Source organism: Chryseobacterium sp. CH25 (assembly GCF_004119455.1).
Lineage (GTDB): Bacteria > Bacteroidota > Bacteroidia > Flavobacteriales > Weeksellaceae > Chryseobacterium.
Window position 1 is genome coordinate 454,966 of record NZ_NRQT01000002.1, and the last position, 16,449, is coordinate 471,414.

13 protein-coding genes are annotated in these 16,449 nt (G+C 35.4%); 6 read left to right on the forward strand and 7 right to left on the reverse strand.

Annotated features, from left to right (window positions below):
* The first annotated feature begins 14 nt into the window (after nucleotides 1–14).
* Nucleotides 15–2,456, forward strand: coding sequence for a TonB-dependent receptor (locus tag BOQ64_RS07445; protein WP_129059672.1), 2,442 nt, complete (start codon nucleotides 15–17; stop codon nucleotides 2,454–2,456).
* Between the two features lie 34 nt (nucleotides 2,457–2,490).
* Here the strand turns inward: BOQ64_RS07445 and BOQ64_RS07450 are convergent, their stop codons facing one another.
* The gene (locus BOQ64_RS07450) at nucleotides 2,491–3,231 is read right to left on the reverse strand and encodes a hypothetical protein (protein WP_129054642.1); all 741 of its coding nucleotides are present in this window, start codon (nucleotides 3,229–3,231) and stop codon (nucleotides 2,491–2,493) included.
* Between the two features lie 187 nt (nucleotides 3,232–3,418).
* Nucleotides 3,419–4,057, reverse strand: coding sequence for an MBL fold metallo-hydrolase (locus tag BOQ64_RS07455; protein ID WP_129054644.1), 639 nt, complete (start codon nucleotides 4,055–4,057; stop codon nucleotides 3,419–3,421).
* A gap of 70 nt (nucleotides 4,058–4,127) precedes the next feature.
* Between BOQ64_RS07455 and BOQ64_RS07460 the strand changes: the two genes are divergently transcribed.
* From BOQ64_RS07460 to BOQ64_RS23445, 3 genes are all read left to right on the forward strand, one after another.
* Nucleotides 4,128–5,342 carry a DUF5103 domain-containing protein gene (locus BOQ64_RS07460; protein ID WP_129054646.1) on the forward strand — a complete coding sequence of 405 codons (1,215 nt, stop codon included), beginning with the start codon at nucleotides 4,128–4,130 and terminating at the stop codon, nucleotides 5,340–5,342.
* A 324-nt stretch (nucleotides 5,343–5,666) separates the two neighbouring features.
* Nucleotides 5,667–7,622, forward strand: coding sequence for a M4 family metallopeptidase (locus tag BOQ64_RS07465; protein WP_129054648.1), 1,956 nt, complete (start codon nucleotides 5,667–5,669; stop codon nucleotides 7,620–7,622).
* A gap of 243 nt (nucleotides 7,623–7,865) precedes the next feature.
* A complete protein-coding gene (locus BOQ64_RS23445) occupies nucleotides 7,866–9,359 on the forward strand; it encodes a hemolysin (RefSeq protein ID WP_185147067.1) in 1,494 nt (497 codons plus the stop codon).
* 76 nt (nucleotides 9,360–9,435) lie between these two features.
* Here the strand turns inward: BOQ64_RS23445 and hemH are convergent, their stop codons facing one another.
* The 3 genes from hemH to BOQ64_RS07485 all read right to left on the reverse strand — a co-directional run bounded on the left by hemH (nucleotide 9,436) and on the right by BOQ64_RS07485 (nucleotide 11,901).
* Complete coding sequence (gene hemH / locus BOQ64_RS07475) at nucleotides 9,436–10,470, reverse strand: ferrochelatase (protein WP_129055871.1); 1,035 nt, start codon at nucleotides 10,468–10,470, stop codon at nucleotides 9,436–9,438.
* Nucleotides 10,471–10,565: 95 nt separating this feature from the next.
* Entirely contained in the window at nucleotides 10,566–11,012 is a 447-nt protein-coding gene (locus tag BOQ64_RS07480; RefSeq protein WP_129059673.1) for an NADPH-dependent FMN reductase, read from the reverse strand.
* Between the two features lie 10 nt (nucleotides 11,013–11,022).
* On the reverse strand, nucleotides 11,023–11,901 hold the full coding sequence (locus BOQ64_RS07485) for a NifU family protein (protein WP_129054652.1): 879 nt from the start codon (nucleotides 11,899–11,901) through the stop codon (nucleotides 11,023–11,025).
* Between the two features lie 167 nt (nucleotides 11,902–12,068).
* On the opposite strand from BOQ64_RS07485, the gene BOQ64_RS07490 reads away from it, so the two are divergent.
* A complete protein-coding gene (locus tag BOQ64_RS07490) occupies nucleotides 12,069–12,605 on the forward strand; it encodes a gamma carbonic anhydrase family protein (RefSeq protein WP_065395062.1) in 537 nt (178 codons plus the stop codon).
* A 201-nt stretch (nucleotides 12,606–12,806) separates the two neighbouring features.
* On the opposite strand, the gene BOQ64_RS07495 is transcribed toward BOQ64_RS07490, so the two are convergent.
* Entirely contained in the window at nucleotides 12,807–13,259 is a 453-nt protein-coding gene (locus BOQ64_RS07495; protein ID WP_129054654.1) for a hypothetical protein, read from the reverse strand.
* 82 nt (nucleotides 13,260–13,341) lie between these two features.
* Here BOQ64_RS07495 and BOQ64_RS07500 point away from each other — a divergent pair, with 82 nt between their 5' ends.
* Nucleotides 13,342–15,468: a helix-turn-helix domain-containing protein gene (locus BOQ64_RS07500; protein ID WP_129059674.1), complete on the forward strand. Its 2,127-nt coding sequence runs from the start codon at nucleotides 13,342–13,344 to the stop codon at nucleotides 15,466–15,468.
* Nucleotides 15,469–15,520: 52 nt separating this feature from the next.
* Here BOQ64_RS07500 and BOQ64_RS07505 read toward each other — a convergent pair whose 3' ends face one another.
* The gene (locus BOQ64_RS07505; protein WP_129054658.1) at nucleotides 15,521–16,369 is read right to left on the reverse strand and encodes a M12 family metallopeptidase; all 849 of its coding nucleotides are present in this window, start codon (nucleotides 16,367–16,369) and stop codon (nucleotides 15,521–15,523) included.
* Between the last annotated feature and the right edge of the window lie 80 nt (nucleotides 16,370–16,449).

A 16,449-nucleotide genomic window follows, 5' to 3' on the forward strand; every position in this document is an offset into this window, starting at 1 on the left:
TAAAAAATAGGGCTATGAAAAAAAAATCAATCTTTTTAATCGCCGCAACAGCTACGTTATATTTTAATAATGCTTATGCTCAGGAAACTCCACAGGATTCTGTGAAAGTTTCTTCTATCGATCAAGTTGTGATTACAGGGAATTCCAATCCCAAGAAAAAAATAGAATCCAGTACGGCTATTTCAACATTTAATGCTAAAGAAATTCAAAAACAAAACCCAATCAGTGCTGCTGCATTGCTACAGAGAGTTCCTGGATTTGCAGTAGAAACTTCAGGTGGGGAAGTGGGAAATAACCTTTTTGCAAGAGGAATTCCGTCTGCAGGAGCTTATGAGTTTGTGCAGGTTCAGGAAGACGGTCTTCCGGTTTTTGAAGATGGAGCACTCCAATTTGCGAATGCAGATAATTTTTTCCGTGTAGATAATACGGTAAGCCGTTTGGAAGCTCTGAGAGGAGGTTCCGGATCTATTTATGCCAATAATTCTCCCGGAGGATTAATCAACTTTATTTCAAAAGAAGGAACCAATGATTTTAAAGGAAGTGCAAAACTGGAAACGAGTACTTATGGATTGATCCGTACTGACCTTAACGTAGGTGGTGCTTTGGTGAAAGATAAATTATTCTTCAATATTGGAGGCTTCTACAGATCAGATGACGGCATCAGAAAAACAGGATTTAAGGCGAATAACGGCGGACAGATCAGAATGAATCTGAAATATGTATTTGATAAAGGTTACGTTAAAGTTTACTATAAAAAACTGGATGACAGAAATACGTTCTTCCTTCCAATTCCTTTAACTCAGGATGGAGATAAGTTAAAAGGATTTGCAGGTTTTGATCCTAATTACGGAACATACAGCTACAGAGCAATCAGTCAATTAAATATTCCACAAGCTGGTGGTGGTTTCTTCAGCAGAAATCTTGAAGATGGAATCCATCCGAAAGTAGATGTATTGGGAGCTGAATTTAAATATGATCTGGGTGGAAATTTCAGCGTTTTAAATAAAACCAGATATACCAATATAGATATGAACTATACGGGGATTTTCCCGGCAGGAGCACCTCAGACAGGAGCAGATTTTGCTGCAAAGAGTATGGGAATGACTAATTATCAGTATTCCATGGTAAGCAGTGGAGCAGTGGTAGCTCCTCAGTTTGTTCAAAAGCTTGGTTTCTGGGCTATTGATAAGCAAATGAATAATTTTGTGAATGATTTGCAGTTCAATTATAAATTTGACAAAGGAAATGTAACGGCCGGATTTTATAAATCAAACTGGAAATCCCATCAATACTGGAACTGGAGTAATATTTTAGCAACAGCAACAGATAGACCTGAGCTGCTAAACCTGGTAGATCCGTCTCTTAGTCCAAGCAGTGTAGGATATTCTAAAACCTATAATGGAGTTTTAAATATGTCAAGCTTACTTAGAGATTCACAGATCCAGGGAAGTCTGAATGATTTATATTTAAATCTTGATTATAATGTAACAGACGCATTAAGCTTTAATGGAGGAATCCGTTACAGCCGTGATTATTACAGAGGCTATAAAGTAAATACTACTACAGCTAATCTTAATAACTCAGGTTTAACAGTTGATGGAACCCATGGTTTTGATACCACTACTGCAGATGAGAATATGAATGTTTTGGGAAATCAATTCACATATTGGTACTATGATATTAATAAAGTCTCTTATACATTGGCTTCCAACTATAAGATCAATCGTGAAAATGCAGTGTATGCCCGTTTTTCTCATGGTTTCAGATCTCCGAATGAAGAAGCGTACTATAATAATATAGGAAAGCTGGATGCAGTAAAACCTGTACTCACCAATCAATTGGAAGTAGGGTATAAATATTATTCCCGTACTTTCGATATTGCAGTGATCCCTTTTTATTCTGCTCTTAAAAATCTTTCGTTTACGGATGTATATTCTGACGGAACTTCAGAAAATAAATTTGCCAATACCACCAATTTTGGGTTTGAGATTGAAGGATATGCCAGATTATTCAATAATATCTTTGAAGTTACTTTCAACGGAACCATTCAGAATCCAAAATACAAAGATTTTACCGGAAGAAATGCTGATGGTACCACCTTCGATTATAGCGGAAATGTGGTAAGAAGAATTCCTAAATTTTATTTCAATATTTCTCCTGCAGTGAATATCACCAAAGAATGGAGAGCGTATGTAAGTATGAACTATTACGGAAAGCGTTTCCAGAATGAAGGAAATACGGATGATAATATTCTACCATCTTTCACAGAATTTGGAGCAGGAATGTCTTATCAGTTAGGAAAAATCCGCTTTGCTGTAGACGGAACCAATATATTTAATACCATCGGAATTACAGAAGGTGATCCAAGATCTCAGACTGTAACAGGTTCTAGTATCAGAATGGCAAGACCTATTATGGGTGCTGCTGCCAGAGCTTCCATCACGTTAGATTTCTAAACTCTATTTCTTTATAACACGAAACCGCCAGGACTTAGTTCTGACGGTTTTTATTTTTTAATTCTCTGAATATCCCTCTCTCGGAAAATTCTTTATTTCTAATTTTATTTTTTGGAGTTAAAGCAATATGCCTTATTTTTTCGATAGAATTTGTTTTAAGATTTAAGGTTACATCGTCAACAATTATCTTCTCAATATTATCTTGTTTATTAAACAAAAGGTATGTTTCTCCTTTTTTTACTTTTAATTCATCGAGATGTATTCCGTTCATACTTTCAACATCGTTTAAATTATAAAAGAATAAGCTATCTTTAGTCTCTTTATATTTTTCAAAAACATATCTTTCTAATGCTCTATCATGTTCTGAATATCCTTTATACTGATATGTTCGGGTTGTTAATTTGATCTCATTTTCGGATGAAATATTCACCTTCATTGGTTTGAAAATTGGAATACTATTGTAATAAGGGTCTCCGCAAGTTCCATAACATTCGTGAGTTATACCTTCAATATTACTTTTATTTGGAATTTGTGATAATTGATAAATGGGTAGAATGCTTTCTACTTCAACCTGAAATTGTTTTGTTGAATCCAAAATTATAAAACCATGAGGGTTTGAGTCAAGACCTCCCCATGCACTAAAATAATAGATGACTTTTGAAGTACCTTCAATCTTTTGTGTATATAATTGATCGATTCTCCATTCAGTTTTTCCAAAACCACAGCTATAAAGAATAAGAAGTGATGATATTAAACCAAATATTTTAAAATTCATTTTTTACTAGGTTATTAGGGAGTATTATACATAATTTGTAGATTATGATAATCCGAAAATGTATTTTAGATTTATTCATTCTACTTCAATCCTATTATTAAAAATCCGATGTTTAGATTCTTTCAGAATGACAAAAATGCGTACACTCTAAAACCCTCAAACTCTCCGACTCTCAAACCCGATTACCTTATTTAAAAAAAGGATTATACTGCTTTTCAAACCCAATTGAAGTAGGATTTCCGTGACCAGAGAAAACCTGCGTTTCAGGATCTAGAACGAAAAGTTTTGTTTTGATACCGTCAATTAACTGTTCGTAATTTCCTTTGTATAGATCTGTTCTTCCGATGCTGCCTTCAAATAAAACATCACCGGAGATCATGAATTTTTGGTTTTCATTATGGTAAACAATACTTCCAGGAGAATGTCCCGGAACATGGTAAATTTTAAACTTTTCTCCGTCCAGTTCAAGTTCCTCTCCTTCGTTTACATATTCAATATCTACTTTTACAGGATCAACAGGGAACCCGAATCTCATTCCACTTGCCTGAAGCATATCAAGAACTTCCTGGTCTTCCTGATGCATATTCACCGGAACTTTGAAGGTGTCAAATGCCCACTGAAGACCTAAAACATGATCAATATGAGCATGTGTTAAAAGAATTTTCTGAATGTTCAGTTCTTTTTCTTTAATAAAGTTATCAATGGCTCTGGTCTCCTGTTCATTCATATTTCCCGGATCAATTAACCAGGCGTTTTTGTTTTCATTATAAAGAATGTAGGTATTCTCACTTGCAAAGTTGCATACGAAGCCTTGAATCTGAAGCATAGTCTCAATATTTTTATTCAAAAATACGATATTATTAAGAAAATGGCTATTTTTCGTTATCTTCGTCATAATGAAAACTTTGCGAATACTCTTACTTTCCCTGGGTGGGCTGGTGTATGGACAAAATATCCAAAGCATACAGCTGTTTAACCCTCAGACAAATGATGAAACACCAGTCATCAAGTTTGGTGAACAACTGGTGTTGAGTTTTGATGATCTTACGAATGGCAGCGAGATCTATCGGTATACCATCAAACATTACGACAGAAACTGGAATGATGATAATCTGTTCTTTACAGAAATTGCTACAGGCAGTATGAATGCACTATTGGATAAGTTTCAGTATTCATTCAATACCTTGCAGGCGTATACTCATTATAAACTGGTTTTTCCCAATGATAAAATGCAGCCGAAAATATCTGGAAACTTTGAGTTGATTGTTTATAAGGATTCTGCAGACAAACCTCTTTTCAAAAGAAGGTTCTATCTGGTGGAAGATATGGCTACCTTAGGAGTGAATGTTTCAAGAATTGCAGATGCAAAGAACCCAAATATCAATCAGAGAATAGAGGTACAGGCATTACCGAAAGCAGGAGATCTGTCTTCCAATGTAAACTCTATGAGTTTAAATGTGATGCAGAATAATAATCCAAATATGACGATTTCTAATCTGAAGCCAAGCTCTGTTTTGGGGAATCAACTGCTTTTCCAGCAAATGAATCTTGCTTTCCCGGGAGATAATGAGTTTTATTATTTCGATAATAAAAACCTGAATACTGCAGCAGACATGGTTCGTGCAGTGGAAGTAAAAGATGATGCCAATCATACCTATTTACATCCGGTTTGGGCATTTCCTTTAAATTATCAGTATCAACCCGATGTAAACGGAGCTTGGTATTACAGAAGAAATGATCTGGGAAGAGAAAGGGATGCGGAAAGAGAAGCAGATTATTCATGGGTATATTTTTCCCTTGAATCTGATCCGGTGGATAAAGATATTTATATTCTGGGTGGATTCAATAATTTTAAGCCAAGTAAAGAGAATCAAATGCAATATGATGCCGCTACGAAGCAGTATGTTGCCAAATTATTTCTGAAGCAAGGGTTTTACAACTATATTCTTGCTACAAAACAGGGAGATGGTCCGTTAGATTTTGGTGAAGTGAACGGTAACTTCTGGCAGACAGAGAACCTTTATCAGGCATTTCTTTACTTTGCTCCTTTTGGCCGAAATTATGATGGCTTGATGGGGTACGGGGAATTCAGAACTCCGGTTAGGAAATAAAATATTCTTTATTTTAAAATATTCAAGGCTGTCTCCACAGAGATAGCCTTATTTTTTTAATAAATCTTTCAAATTATAAGAATTTTATTCAATAAAATGATTTGCATAACGAAAATAATAATTCACAAAATATTGATTTTTATGAATTTAATTCATGAAAAATTTTCAAAATAATAAAATTATTTTTAATTATTTCGCTTTGTTTTAAAATCATTATTGTGGTTTGTTTAATGATTTATATTTTCAATTGAATTTTTTGTAAATAATATGTTTGTTTATTGTGAAAAATTTTTACCTTCGTTTCACACTTAACAAATATTATTTATGAAAACAAAATTTATTCTGGCAGCAAGCATTGCAGCCTGCTCTTTCGTTTTTGGACAAAACACACCATCAAAAGTAATTCCTGGTAAAAGTGGATTACACGCAGATTTCTTAAGATTTGATAAAAATGGACCTGTTTTTCAAGGAAATCCGGTTTTATTGGATGAAAGATCTGAGAAGCTTTCACAAGGACAAGCCCGAAAATTAGGACTTGAAATCGACCAGCTAGGTATTGAAACTCACAGATTTCAACAAACAGTAAATGACATTCCGGTTGAATATGGAATGATGGCTGTACAGACCAAAGACGGTAAAATTGTAGGGCAGTCTGGAAAATGGGTGCTTAAAGTTCCGTCAGGAGTGGAGAAAAAGTCTAATATTTCTGAAAAAATTGCCTTACAGAATGCTTTAAATTTTGTAGGTGCAGAACAGTATAAATGGCAAAACAAAGAAGAGGAAAATTTTATTAAAAAAGAAACTGGAGATGATAATGCCAGTTTTGCTCCTAAGGGTGAATTGGTCTATTATTCTGAGCCTACCGATGAGACTCTTAAGGATCTGAAGTTAGCGTATAAATTCGATATCTATGCGGAGAAACCTCTAAGCAGACAATATGTATTTGTAGATGCTAAAAGTGGGAGAGTTTTGGGTGTAGATGCTATTATTCACGATGTAAATACACCTGGAACAGCTACTACTGGTTACAGTGGAAACAGAAATATTGTGACTGATTCTTATAATGGAAGTTACAGACTGAGAGAAACGGGTAGAAATGGCGGAACGTCTGTAGAAACCTACAACTTGAAAAAAGGAACCAGCTATGCTTCAGCAGTAGATTTTACAGATACAGATAATGTATGGAACAATGTCAATACCAACAAAGATCAGTATGCTACCGATGCACACTGGGGGGCAGAAATGACTGTCGACTATTTTTATACCAAGTTTGGAAGAAAAAGTATTGACAACAATAACTTTGCTATAAAATCTTATGTACATTATTCCACCAATTATTTTAATGCATTTTGGGATGGGTCCAGAATGACTTATGGGGACGGAAGTTCTACTACTAATGGTGGTAAACCATTAACAGCTCTTGATGTTTGCGGTCACGAAATTACCCACGGTATGACTTCTAAAACAGCCAATCTTGTTTATCAGAGAGAGCCAGGTGCTTTAAACGAAGGATTCTCAGATATCTTTGGTAATACCATAGAAAAATGGGCAAGACCAACTCAGGCAAGCTGGACACTGGGAGAAGATTTCAGTTATGTAATTAGAAATATGGCTAATCCTAATGCTTATAGCCAGCCGGATACCTATTTGGGAACATATTGGAAAGCAACTACCACTTCAGGATGTGCCAGCCCTAGTCAGGCTAATGACTATTGTGGGGTTCATACCAATTCAGGAGTTCTTAATTTCTGGTATTATTTATTGGTAACAGGAGGATCAGGAACCAACGATAATGGTTTTGTATATAATGTTTCAGGAATAGGATTAGATAAAGCAGGAGCCATTGCTTACAGAACACTGACTTCTTACCTGACTTCTACTTCAACTTATGCCAATACAAGAACATATTCTTTACAGGCTGCTGCAGATCTTTACGGTGCAGGTAGTAATGAAGTAACACAGGTTACCAATGCATGGAATGCAGTAGGAGTAGGTGGAGGAACTTCTGCAGCCGGACTTATTGCAGCAGCGGCTAATGAGTCTTCATATGCCATCAGCCCAAATCCTGCAACAGACAGATTTAGTGTTGTGTTTAACGGGAAGGAAGGCAAAGGAATTGTTGAACTTGTAAATTTAACGGGAAGAAAAGAACTTTCAGAAAAAGTTAATCTTATTGACGGCGCAAATAGAGTAGAAATACAATTGCCAGCCAATATACTTCCTGGAGTTTATATTGTAACCGTGAACGGACAAAAAGCAGGAAACTTAATTAAAAAATAATTTCTTATATATCTTAAATGAAGAATCTGTCTCTATGGAGGCAGATTCTTTTGTTTTTTGTATACCGCTTTCTATAAGTTTTATTTGAAAATAGGACAAATTTTGTGTGCATTATTCACTGATTGATGATATTTCTCATTTATTTGATTTTTGATTTATATAATCACTATTGGATGAAATATATTTTTTTAAATTCGCTGAGCCCTTTATTAATAGGGGTTCTAATAAAAAATATATAAAAAAATGAAGCGGATTATCTTATTTTGCTGCGCAGTTTCTCTGTGCCTTATTTCCTGTGTTGGGGATAATAATAATGAAGAAATTTTACATGCTGATCAATCTCAAAAAATGGGTCGTTTTGACAATCAGCCTTTCAGTTGGGATGTATCTACAATTGACAAAGATCATATCTTTATTGGAGACAACAGTATGAAAGCCGGAGCTTCGGGCGTTAACCCGGCAACCGGAAAGAATATCAGTGTTAATAGCTCAACAATCTATCCGGGAGCGGTATACCCTTTAAACAGGATTGAAAATTTTGCATTTGATTCAGAGGTTAATTATGATAAGAATCCATATGATTTGATTTTTGCATTTTCAAACCCTTACGTTATTGAAGGTATAGACAGCCCAAAAGGGTTTACAAACTATAGCAATATGCTGTCTCAGGCTGTTACATCTAAAAATTTTAATGATTACATCAATTCAGGAGTTAAAAAGAGTGTTGATTATTCAGCAACAGAATGTTACAGTTATTCAGATGTTCAGAAAGCTCTTTCTTTTAATGTTGGTTTAGGAACAATCTTCACTACAAAAATGTCCCAAAATACACATACTACAAAATATAAGAGTATCTATTTTGCAAGACTTGTGGCAACTTCATTCGATGTAATTTTCGAACCAAGCAAGAATGGATTTTTTAAATCTCCAGAGTATAATAACGATGCTAAAACTATTCAGCAGACAGGTGTTCCTTCTCAATACTTTACCAGCAAGCCTTACTTTACCAAGCAGGTAACTTACGGGAAGTATGCTTATCTGGCAATTGAAAGTGAGTATTCTTATGAGAAAGTAAAATCTGCTATTGAGGCTACTTTTAACATCTGGAAAGTTTCAGGTGGCGGCGGATATAACCAGGAAACAACTGATATTTTATCAAAATCTGTGGTTACAGTTATGACTACGGGAGATAAGAGTACAGAGCCTTTCTGGGGAAATTCATTGGATAATCTGTATTCTATGTTCAATGTAAAATTTGATTCTAATTTCTATGGGTATCCTATCTTTACTCAAATGAGAAGTGTAGCCGGTGATGAAACTCTTGAATTGGATAACCCTACAAGCGTTGACAGAGCTAAACTTGTTACTTATGTTTACAAAGGAGATAAACGTTGGACAGGATTTGGAGGAGTAAAAGTAATTAACCTGAAAGCGAATTCTAACAACACCAATGAATTCTCAAGAATGGATATTGATATTTCATTCAGAAGTAACAGCTCAGGAGCGTATATCACAAGATCATACACTAAGTACTTTACTCCAACATCTACATCCATACATGTCCCAGAGCAGATGTTTAAAGAAGGGTTTAAGCTGGATCATAACTGGGTAGGAAGAACCTGGGATGGAGAATCCGAAACAATGACCAGAATAACCCTGTATGATAAAGCCGGAAACAAAGTTTCAGTTCCGCATACTACAGAATTTGCATGGTTTGGATCATACGATAATTTTTAATTAAACGATATATTTCCATAAAAAGTAAAAGGGCTGTCTCATCTTGAGGCAGCCCTTTTATATGGTGATAAAATGATTATACTAAATAAAAATCATTCAGTTTCTCTTCGCAAAGTGTTTTCACCACTTCAATCCATCGGTCTTCATCATTCAGACATGGAATATAGTGGAAGCTTTCTCCACCACCATGCATAAACTGCTCTTTTCCTTCTTCTGAAATCTCTTCTAAGGTTTCAAGACAGTCTGAAACGAATGCCGGACAAACTACTGCAAGGTTTTTAACCCCTTTTTTAGGAATGGTTTCCAACGTTTCATCCGTATAAGGTTCAATCCATTTATCTTTTCCTAATCTGGATTGGAAGGAAACAATTGTTTTTTCCTTTGGAAGTCCCATTTTAGCAATCACAGCTTCAGTGGTCTTATAACACTGATGTCTGTAGCAATAGGCGTTGTGAGTATCTACCTGACTGTTAATACAATTGGCGTCATCAATTTTACAGGTGTTGGAGGGATCTGTTTTGTACAGATGTCTTTCCGGAACTCCATGATAAGAAAACTGAAGGGCATCAAAATTTTCAGGAAGTTTTTCCTTGATACTTTCCGCAAGACAGTTGATATAAATATCTCTGTTATAGAAAGGCTGAATATAATTGATCTTTACTTTTGGGAACTTCTTTTTTCTTACTTCTTCCGCTTTTTCAATAACGGTTTCTGTAGTACTCATTGCATATTGTGGATACAATGGGAAAAGAACGATTTCAGAAATTCCCTGATCTACGAGTTTCTGAATTCCGGTTTCAATGCTTGGTTCCGCATATCTCATCCCGATTTCTACAGGTACATCTACCAGCTTCTGAAGTTTTTTCTGAATCTTTTCAGTAATGACGATCAATGGTGAACCCTCATCTGTCCATACCGTTTTATAAGCTTCGGCAGATTTTGCAGGTCTTGTTTTCAGGATAATTCCCTGAACAAGCAATGCCCGAAAGATCCAACGGTAATCAATTACCCTCTCGTCCATCAAAAATTCATCAAGATATTCTTTTACATCATTTACTGCCGTAGATCTTGGCGATCCTAAATTGACTAATAAAATTCCTTTTTTGCCCAACATTTTTTATTTTAATGATGAAACAGATTGTTCAAAATCCGTTACCAATTCTAATACTTTAACAAAGGTATTGTTTTCAACCGAGCCATCAGACTCTAATCTACCCTTATCCCTTTTATTAAAAGCTGATGTTTATCATCAGTTTTTGCTCCAAGTGTTCTTAAAAGCAATAATAATTCTTCATGACCTTTTTCTCCACTGGCAGATCCTGTAATAAAGGCAACAGGTTTACCCAGAAAAACATTTGTAGAAACACACCATTCCAACAGGTTTTTTAATCTGCTCGGAATACTGAAAATATATTCCGGAGTAGAAATAATAACCCCAGCTGAATCATTAATATATTCCCTGATCTGTACAATTTCCTCAGGAGTATCCACATCAGTTAATGAGGTATTAAAGTGAGGAAGAACAGAAAGATCATCATACATCTGGAAATGAATATTGGGATTTTTTTCCAATACCTGTTCCATCAGTTTCTGATTACTGGAGTTCTTAGTAGCACTACCAATAATTATGAGGATCTTTTTTGAGTTGGTCATGAGATATTGATTATCCGTTTACAGCTTCCACTTTTTCTACAAGATCCGGAACGAATTGCTTTAAAATATTTTCAATTCCGTTCTTTAGAGTAGCGGTAGAACTCGGACATCCTGAACAAGCTCCCTGTAAAAGCATTTTAGCTGTTTTGCTGGCTTCATCATATTCCATTAAAGAAATTTTTCCACCATCATTTTCCACAGCCGGAGCTACATATTCATTTAGAATGTCAGAAATCTTCTGCTCATCATCAGTATATTCTCTGTTGATGATTTTTTCTACAGGGTTTTCGTGCTTTTGAGGTTCAATTTTAGAAATCTCACCACCATTCTGAAGATAATCAGCAATAAGAGCACGAACCGTGATCATTACCTCATGCCATTCCACAGAGTTATCTCTCGTAACCGCTACGAAGTTATCAGAAATGAAAACTTCTTTGGCAAAATCAAACTCGTTAAAGATCGCAGCTGCTAAAGGAACTTCTTCTGCTGCTTCTCTTGATTTTACTTCTACAAACCCTTCCATAAGCAGTTTGCTGGAAACAAACTTCATTACATTAGGGTTAGGAGTCATCTCAGAATAAATCTGATACATCTCTTTTTTCTTCTGAAGATAAATTCTTGGGTTAGCCAATAATTCGTCTTCAATTACATTTTTCAGGCTTTCCGCTACGTGTTCCCATTCAATAGTATCCTGTTTAGCTACAGCTACAAAGTTAGCCGTAATGAAAATTCTTTCTACAAACGGATAATTGAAAAGTTCCTGTGCTAAAGGAATTTCTGAAATATCTGAATTTCTGTCCAACTCCAAAGACCCCGGAATCAAATTGTAATCTGCTACAAATTTTATCACTTTTGGGTTTTCAGTTGGTTCTATAAGTACGGTACGCATTTTTTCGTTAAATTTGAGATACAAAAATACGCATTAGAAGTTAGAAGCTGAAAATTGAGAGTTAGATTTTTGCTATCGCTGTAATTTAGAAGTTAGATGCTAAAAATCAGAAGGTAGGAAATGATGATTTTCAAATGGCTTATTTTTTAAATTTTCAAATTAAAACTATGGCACTTATAAAAGAACTTTTAGGGAAAATACCACAGATCGGAGAGAATACATTTTTAGCTGAAACCGCTACCATTATCGGAGATGTTACCATGGGAAAAGATTGCAGCGTTTGGTATAATGCAGTAATCAGAGGGGATGTTCATTATATTAAAATGGGAGACAAAGTCAATGTTCAGGATAATGCAATGTTGCACTGTACGTACCAGAAACATCCTTTGAATATTGGAAATAATGTTTCCATCGGCCATAATGCTATCGTTCATGGATGTACGATTAAAGATAATGTACTGATTGGGATGGGAGCTATTGTGATGGATGACTGCCTGGTTGAAGAAAATTCAATCGTTGGGGCAGGTTCTGTAGTTACCCAGGGAACCCATATTAAATCCGGAGAAGTCTGGGGTGGAGTTCCAGCTAAAAAGATCAAAGATATTAACGCTCAGTTATTGGAAGGTGAAGTAAACAGAATTGCAGATAATTATGTGAAATATTCATCCTGGTATAAAGAGAATGTGAAAGATTACGAGTTGTAGGCGGGATGCGAGGTACGTGATTTCGGGATACGTGGTGCGATCTTCTTGTTTAATGTTTTTGGGTGAGGAGGCTGTCTTTTATCTCCAATCTTTAAGTCTCAAGCCTGAGCTCTAATATAAAACAACAAAAGCTCTGTCTTACGACGGAGCTTTGTATATCAAGTCTTAGTATCGATTTGATATAGAACCTTTGCTTTACTTTTATTTTGAGTCTGGTGTAATCAGTCTTGCTTCTCCTTTGATACATTTAACATATGAAGGAGGGGGAATCACTGTACAGTCAGATATAATATTATATTTTTCGTTAAAAACCCTTACTTTATCCGTATACTCACTGATTCTTGGAAGAATTGAAGTTTCAATTTTTTTAGGATAAGCGATATACTGTTGAGGTTCGCCACAGGATTTTACGCCCATAGGAGAAAAAGTCCAGTCACTGCCATTCGTGCATTCTTCCCCTTTTGCTTCAGATTCAATAGATGCTTTTAATTTATCCAATTGTGCCTGATCATATTTCTGGCTGTCTTCATCAACAGGTCTGTTGGCAATATCTATAGGAAGATTCGTGTCAAGGTTCTTTGTTGAATTACAGGAAATCAGGGTTAATGTAGCACATAATACTATAGCATGAATAGGTAGTAAAAATTTTTTCACAGTAGACTTTTTTCTTTTTAAGAATTTTCAAAACTTATGCCAAGGTAAGAAAATCAAATTCATTTCCGTATTTTTGACAACGATGAACAATCATTTTTTTGACTTAATAGAGTACACCAACAGAAGTGTTTTTCTGACTGGGAAAGCAGGAACAGGAAAAACAACGTTTCTTAACGATTTTGTAAGACGAACAAAGAAAAAGCATGTGGTTATTGCACCCACAGGGATTGCTGCAATTAACGCGGGTGGGGTAACCATCCATTCTATGTTTGGATTGCCCCTTAGAACTTTTCTACCTACAACAGAAAGGATAGATACCAGTTTGGCAAATAATATTGCCGATCTGATGCCGCATTTTAAATACCGTAAAGATAAACTCAAACTTTTAAGAGAGGTTGAGATCATTATTATTGATGAGGTTTCCATGTTGAGAGCGGATGTTCTGGACATGATGGATTTTTCTTTAAGATTTATCAGAAGAAATAACCAGAGATTTGGTGGAGTACAGATGCTGTTCATTGGGGATTTGTTCCAGTTGCCACCAGTGGTAAGAGATGAACATATCTTAAAAATGTATTACGATTCTCCTTTCTTTTTCGATAGCCACGCCATTAAAGATATTCCGATTGTTACGATTGAGCTTACAAAAGTTTACAGACAGTCTGACCAGGAGTTTCTTGAAATATTGAATGCAATCCGTGACGGTGATGTAGCCAATATAGATTTCGATCATCTGAACAAAAGATACGATCCAGATTTCGACATGGGTAAAGAATCTTACGTTTACCTGTGTTCCCACAATAAAATGGCAGATGAAATCAATCAGGAGAAACTGAAGGAAATAAAAGTCTCTCCTAAAACTTATGAGGCTAAATTAGTTGGAGATTTTAAAGAAAATCAGTTTCCTAACGATCAGTTTCTGGAACTCAAAATAGGAGCTCAGATCATGTTTATCAGAAACGATATTTCCGGGGAAAAGAAATATTTCAATGGAAAACTGGGCGAAATCATTGGATTAGATGAAGATGAAATCCGTGTAGTTCTGGACGAAAGCGAAAAAGAGATTACCGTAAAAAAAGAAACCTGGGAACAGAAAAAATACTTCCTGGACACAGATAAAACAATCAAAGAAGAAGTATTGGGAAGTTTTGAACAGTTCCCGATTAAATTAGCCTGGGCGGTGACCATTCATAAAAGTCAAGGACTTACTTTTGATAAGGTGATTATTGATGCTGGAAAAAGTTTTACGGCGGGGCAGGTATATGTAGCTTTATCACGTTGTAGAACTTTGGAAGGAATTGTTTTAAAATCAAAAATTACTCCTGAAGTTATCTTTAAAGACAATAGAATCCTGAGTTTCCACAGCAATACGGTGGCTAACGATCATGTAGAAGCTATTCTGAATCAGGAAAAATATGATTACAGCATCAGGAAAGTACTTCGCACAGTAGACTGTATGTGGTTCTTAAATGAAGTAGAGGAGTGGAACAAACTTTCTGCTGTAACTAAAAATATAGATCGCACTAAAGTCAATCAGCTTTATCTTCAGTTAAAACATGAAGCAACCAATCTTGGAAAAATCTTTGAAAAGTTGGAGCGTGTGATCTTTCAAAAAGTGAATAACTTCATTGAACAGAAAGAACAATGGAGCGAAATTGAAAGCAAATCAAAAGGGGCCGTTAATTTCTTCTTTACGGAAACCAGAAATAAAATTTTTGATCCGTTAAAAGAATTTTATGCTGAAATCAAAGGAGCAAAAGGGTTGAAGCAATATAATGAAGAAGTAAAAAGCTGGCTGGAAGATATTGAGGAATATCTGAACAGTTTGAAAGATATTCACCTGCTTGAAACAAGACTTCTGGATGAAAAGAATGACAAGGAAGTCAGCATGAAAATTGTTAAAGTTCCGTCACAGGTTCTTACCATCCAACTTTTTGAACAGGGAAAAACCATTGGTGAAATTGCATTGGAAAGAGGGTTGGTAAAAGAAACCGTGATTGGTCATCTTGCCAAGTTTGCAGAACAAGGATTGCTGGATATTGCAAGAGTGATTACTTCAGATAAAATCAAAGCGTTTGAAGATGAATTTTATAAAAATCCACATGAGACCTTAACGGAGTGGAAAAATGCGCTGCCCAATCATTTTGAATTTAATGAGATCAGAATTTTAATTAACCATTACAATTATAAAAAAGAAAAGAATTCCTAGGGAATTCTTTTCTTGCTTTGAATTATATTTAATAAGACTTTGATCTATAGATTTAAGGATACATCGCATTGATAGTATTGATATCTCCGGTAGTAAATCCTGTTCTGTTATACGTAAAGTTGGTGCCATTAGCTCTTTTAATGGTAGGTAAGCCATTTTTAGAATAAGAGTTTGGCCAATACATCATGACAGAATTAATATTAAAAGGACCTATATCTGTTCCTGAAGTATATTTATTGAAGTTATATCCCTGTCCATCCTGAATATTTCCCCATTGGATGCTAACATACTGATCCCTGTCCTGGCGTGAATGTTCGTGATAAAGTCCAACGGTATGGCCCATTTCATGAATCACTGATCCTACTGAAATATACTGATCCAGAGAAATAGTCTGCTTTCCACCCTGATAACCGATATGAGCCCAGCCATCAGATCCGTTTGAACTTCCGAAAACAAATTCTACATAGTTGGATTGATTGGTGCGCTGAACCCAGCGGGCATTCGTCTTGGAATTGTACTCATTAACCGCAGTATTGATCTTATTAACATTAATAGAACCCATATTACCAGCAATGGTATAATAAATTGTTCGATTAGGCCATCTTGAATATGTAGCACCTCCTTTACTGGCTGTTCCACCTTCTGCCAGTTGTTGATCGGAAAGAACAATATCTCCCTGGAAGAAATTCATTCCATTTTTTCTTTCATATGTAATTTCCTGACCATCTAATTGTCCTCTTTTCAGATTGGCTGTATTAACTGAGTTGGTTTGTGTTTCAGTGGCCATTTCATCATTGCTTTTACTACAAGAAGATAATGTTGCAGCCACCATAAGGCTCATCAGGAAAGTTTTTTTTGTAAATACTTTCTGAGAAAACAAGTTGTTTGTTTTGTTGTTCATATTAAATATTTTAAGATTTGGTATACGAATATAGTAAATATTTCTCTTTTTATTGAATTATTATCATTGAAATACGTGAG

Excerpts from the sequence above, each read along its gene's own strand:
- BOQ64_RS07480 (WP_129059673.1), bottom strand. The coding sequence starts at position 11,012 with ATGACCAACTCAAAAAAGATCCTCATAATTATTGGTAGTGCTACTAAG.
- BOQ64_RS07450 (WP_129054642.1), bottom strand. The coding sequence starts at position 3,231 with ATGAATTTTAAAATATTTGGTTTAATATCATCACTTCTTATTCTTTAT.
- BOQ64_RS07465 (WP_129054648.1), top strand. The coding sequence starts at position 5,667 with ATGAAAACAAAATTTATTCTGGCAGCAAGCATTGCAGCCTGCTCTTTC.
- BOQ64_RS07445 (WP_129059672.1), top strand. The coding sequence starts at position 15 with ATGAAAAAAAAATCAATCTTTTTAATCGCCGCAACAGCTACGTTATAT.
- BOQ64_RS07455 (WP_129054644.1), bottom strand. The coding sequence starts at position 4,057 with ATGCTTCAGATTCAAGGCTTCGTATGCAACTTTGCAAGTGAGAATACC.
- BOQ64_RS07485 (WP_129054652.1), bottom strand. The coding sequence starts at position 11,901 with ATGCGTACCGTACTTATAGAACCAACTGAAAACCCAAAAGTGATAAAA.
- BOQ64_RS07460 (WP_129054646.1), top strand. The coding sequence starts at position 4,128 with ATGAAAACTTTGCGAATACTCTTACTTTCCCTGGGTGGGCTGGTGTAT.
- BOQ64_RS23445 (WP_185147067.1), top strand. The coding sequence starts at position 7,866 with ATGAAGCGGATTATCTTATTTTGCTGCGCAGTTTCTCTGTGCCTTATT.
- BOQ64_RS07505 (WP_129054658.1), bottom strand. The coding sequence starts at position 16,369 with ATGAACAACAAAACAAACAACTTGTTTTCTCAGAAAGTATTTACAAAA.
- BOQ64_RS07500 (WP_129059674.1), top strand. The coding sequence starts at position 13,342 with ATGAACAATCATTTTTTTGACTTAATAGAGTACACCAACAGAAGTGTT.
- BOQ64_RS07490 (WP_065395062.1), top strand. The coding sequence starts at position 12,069 with ATGGCACTTATAAAAGAACTTTTAGGGAAAATACCACAGATCGGAGAG.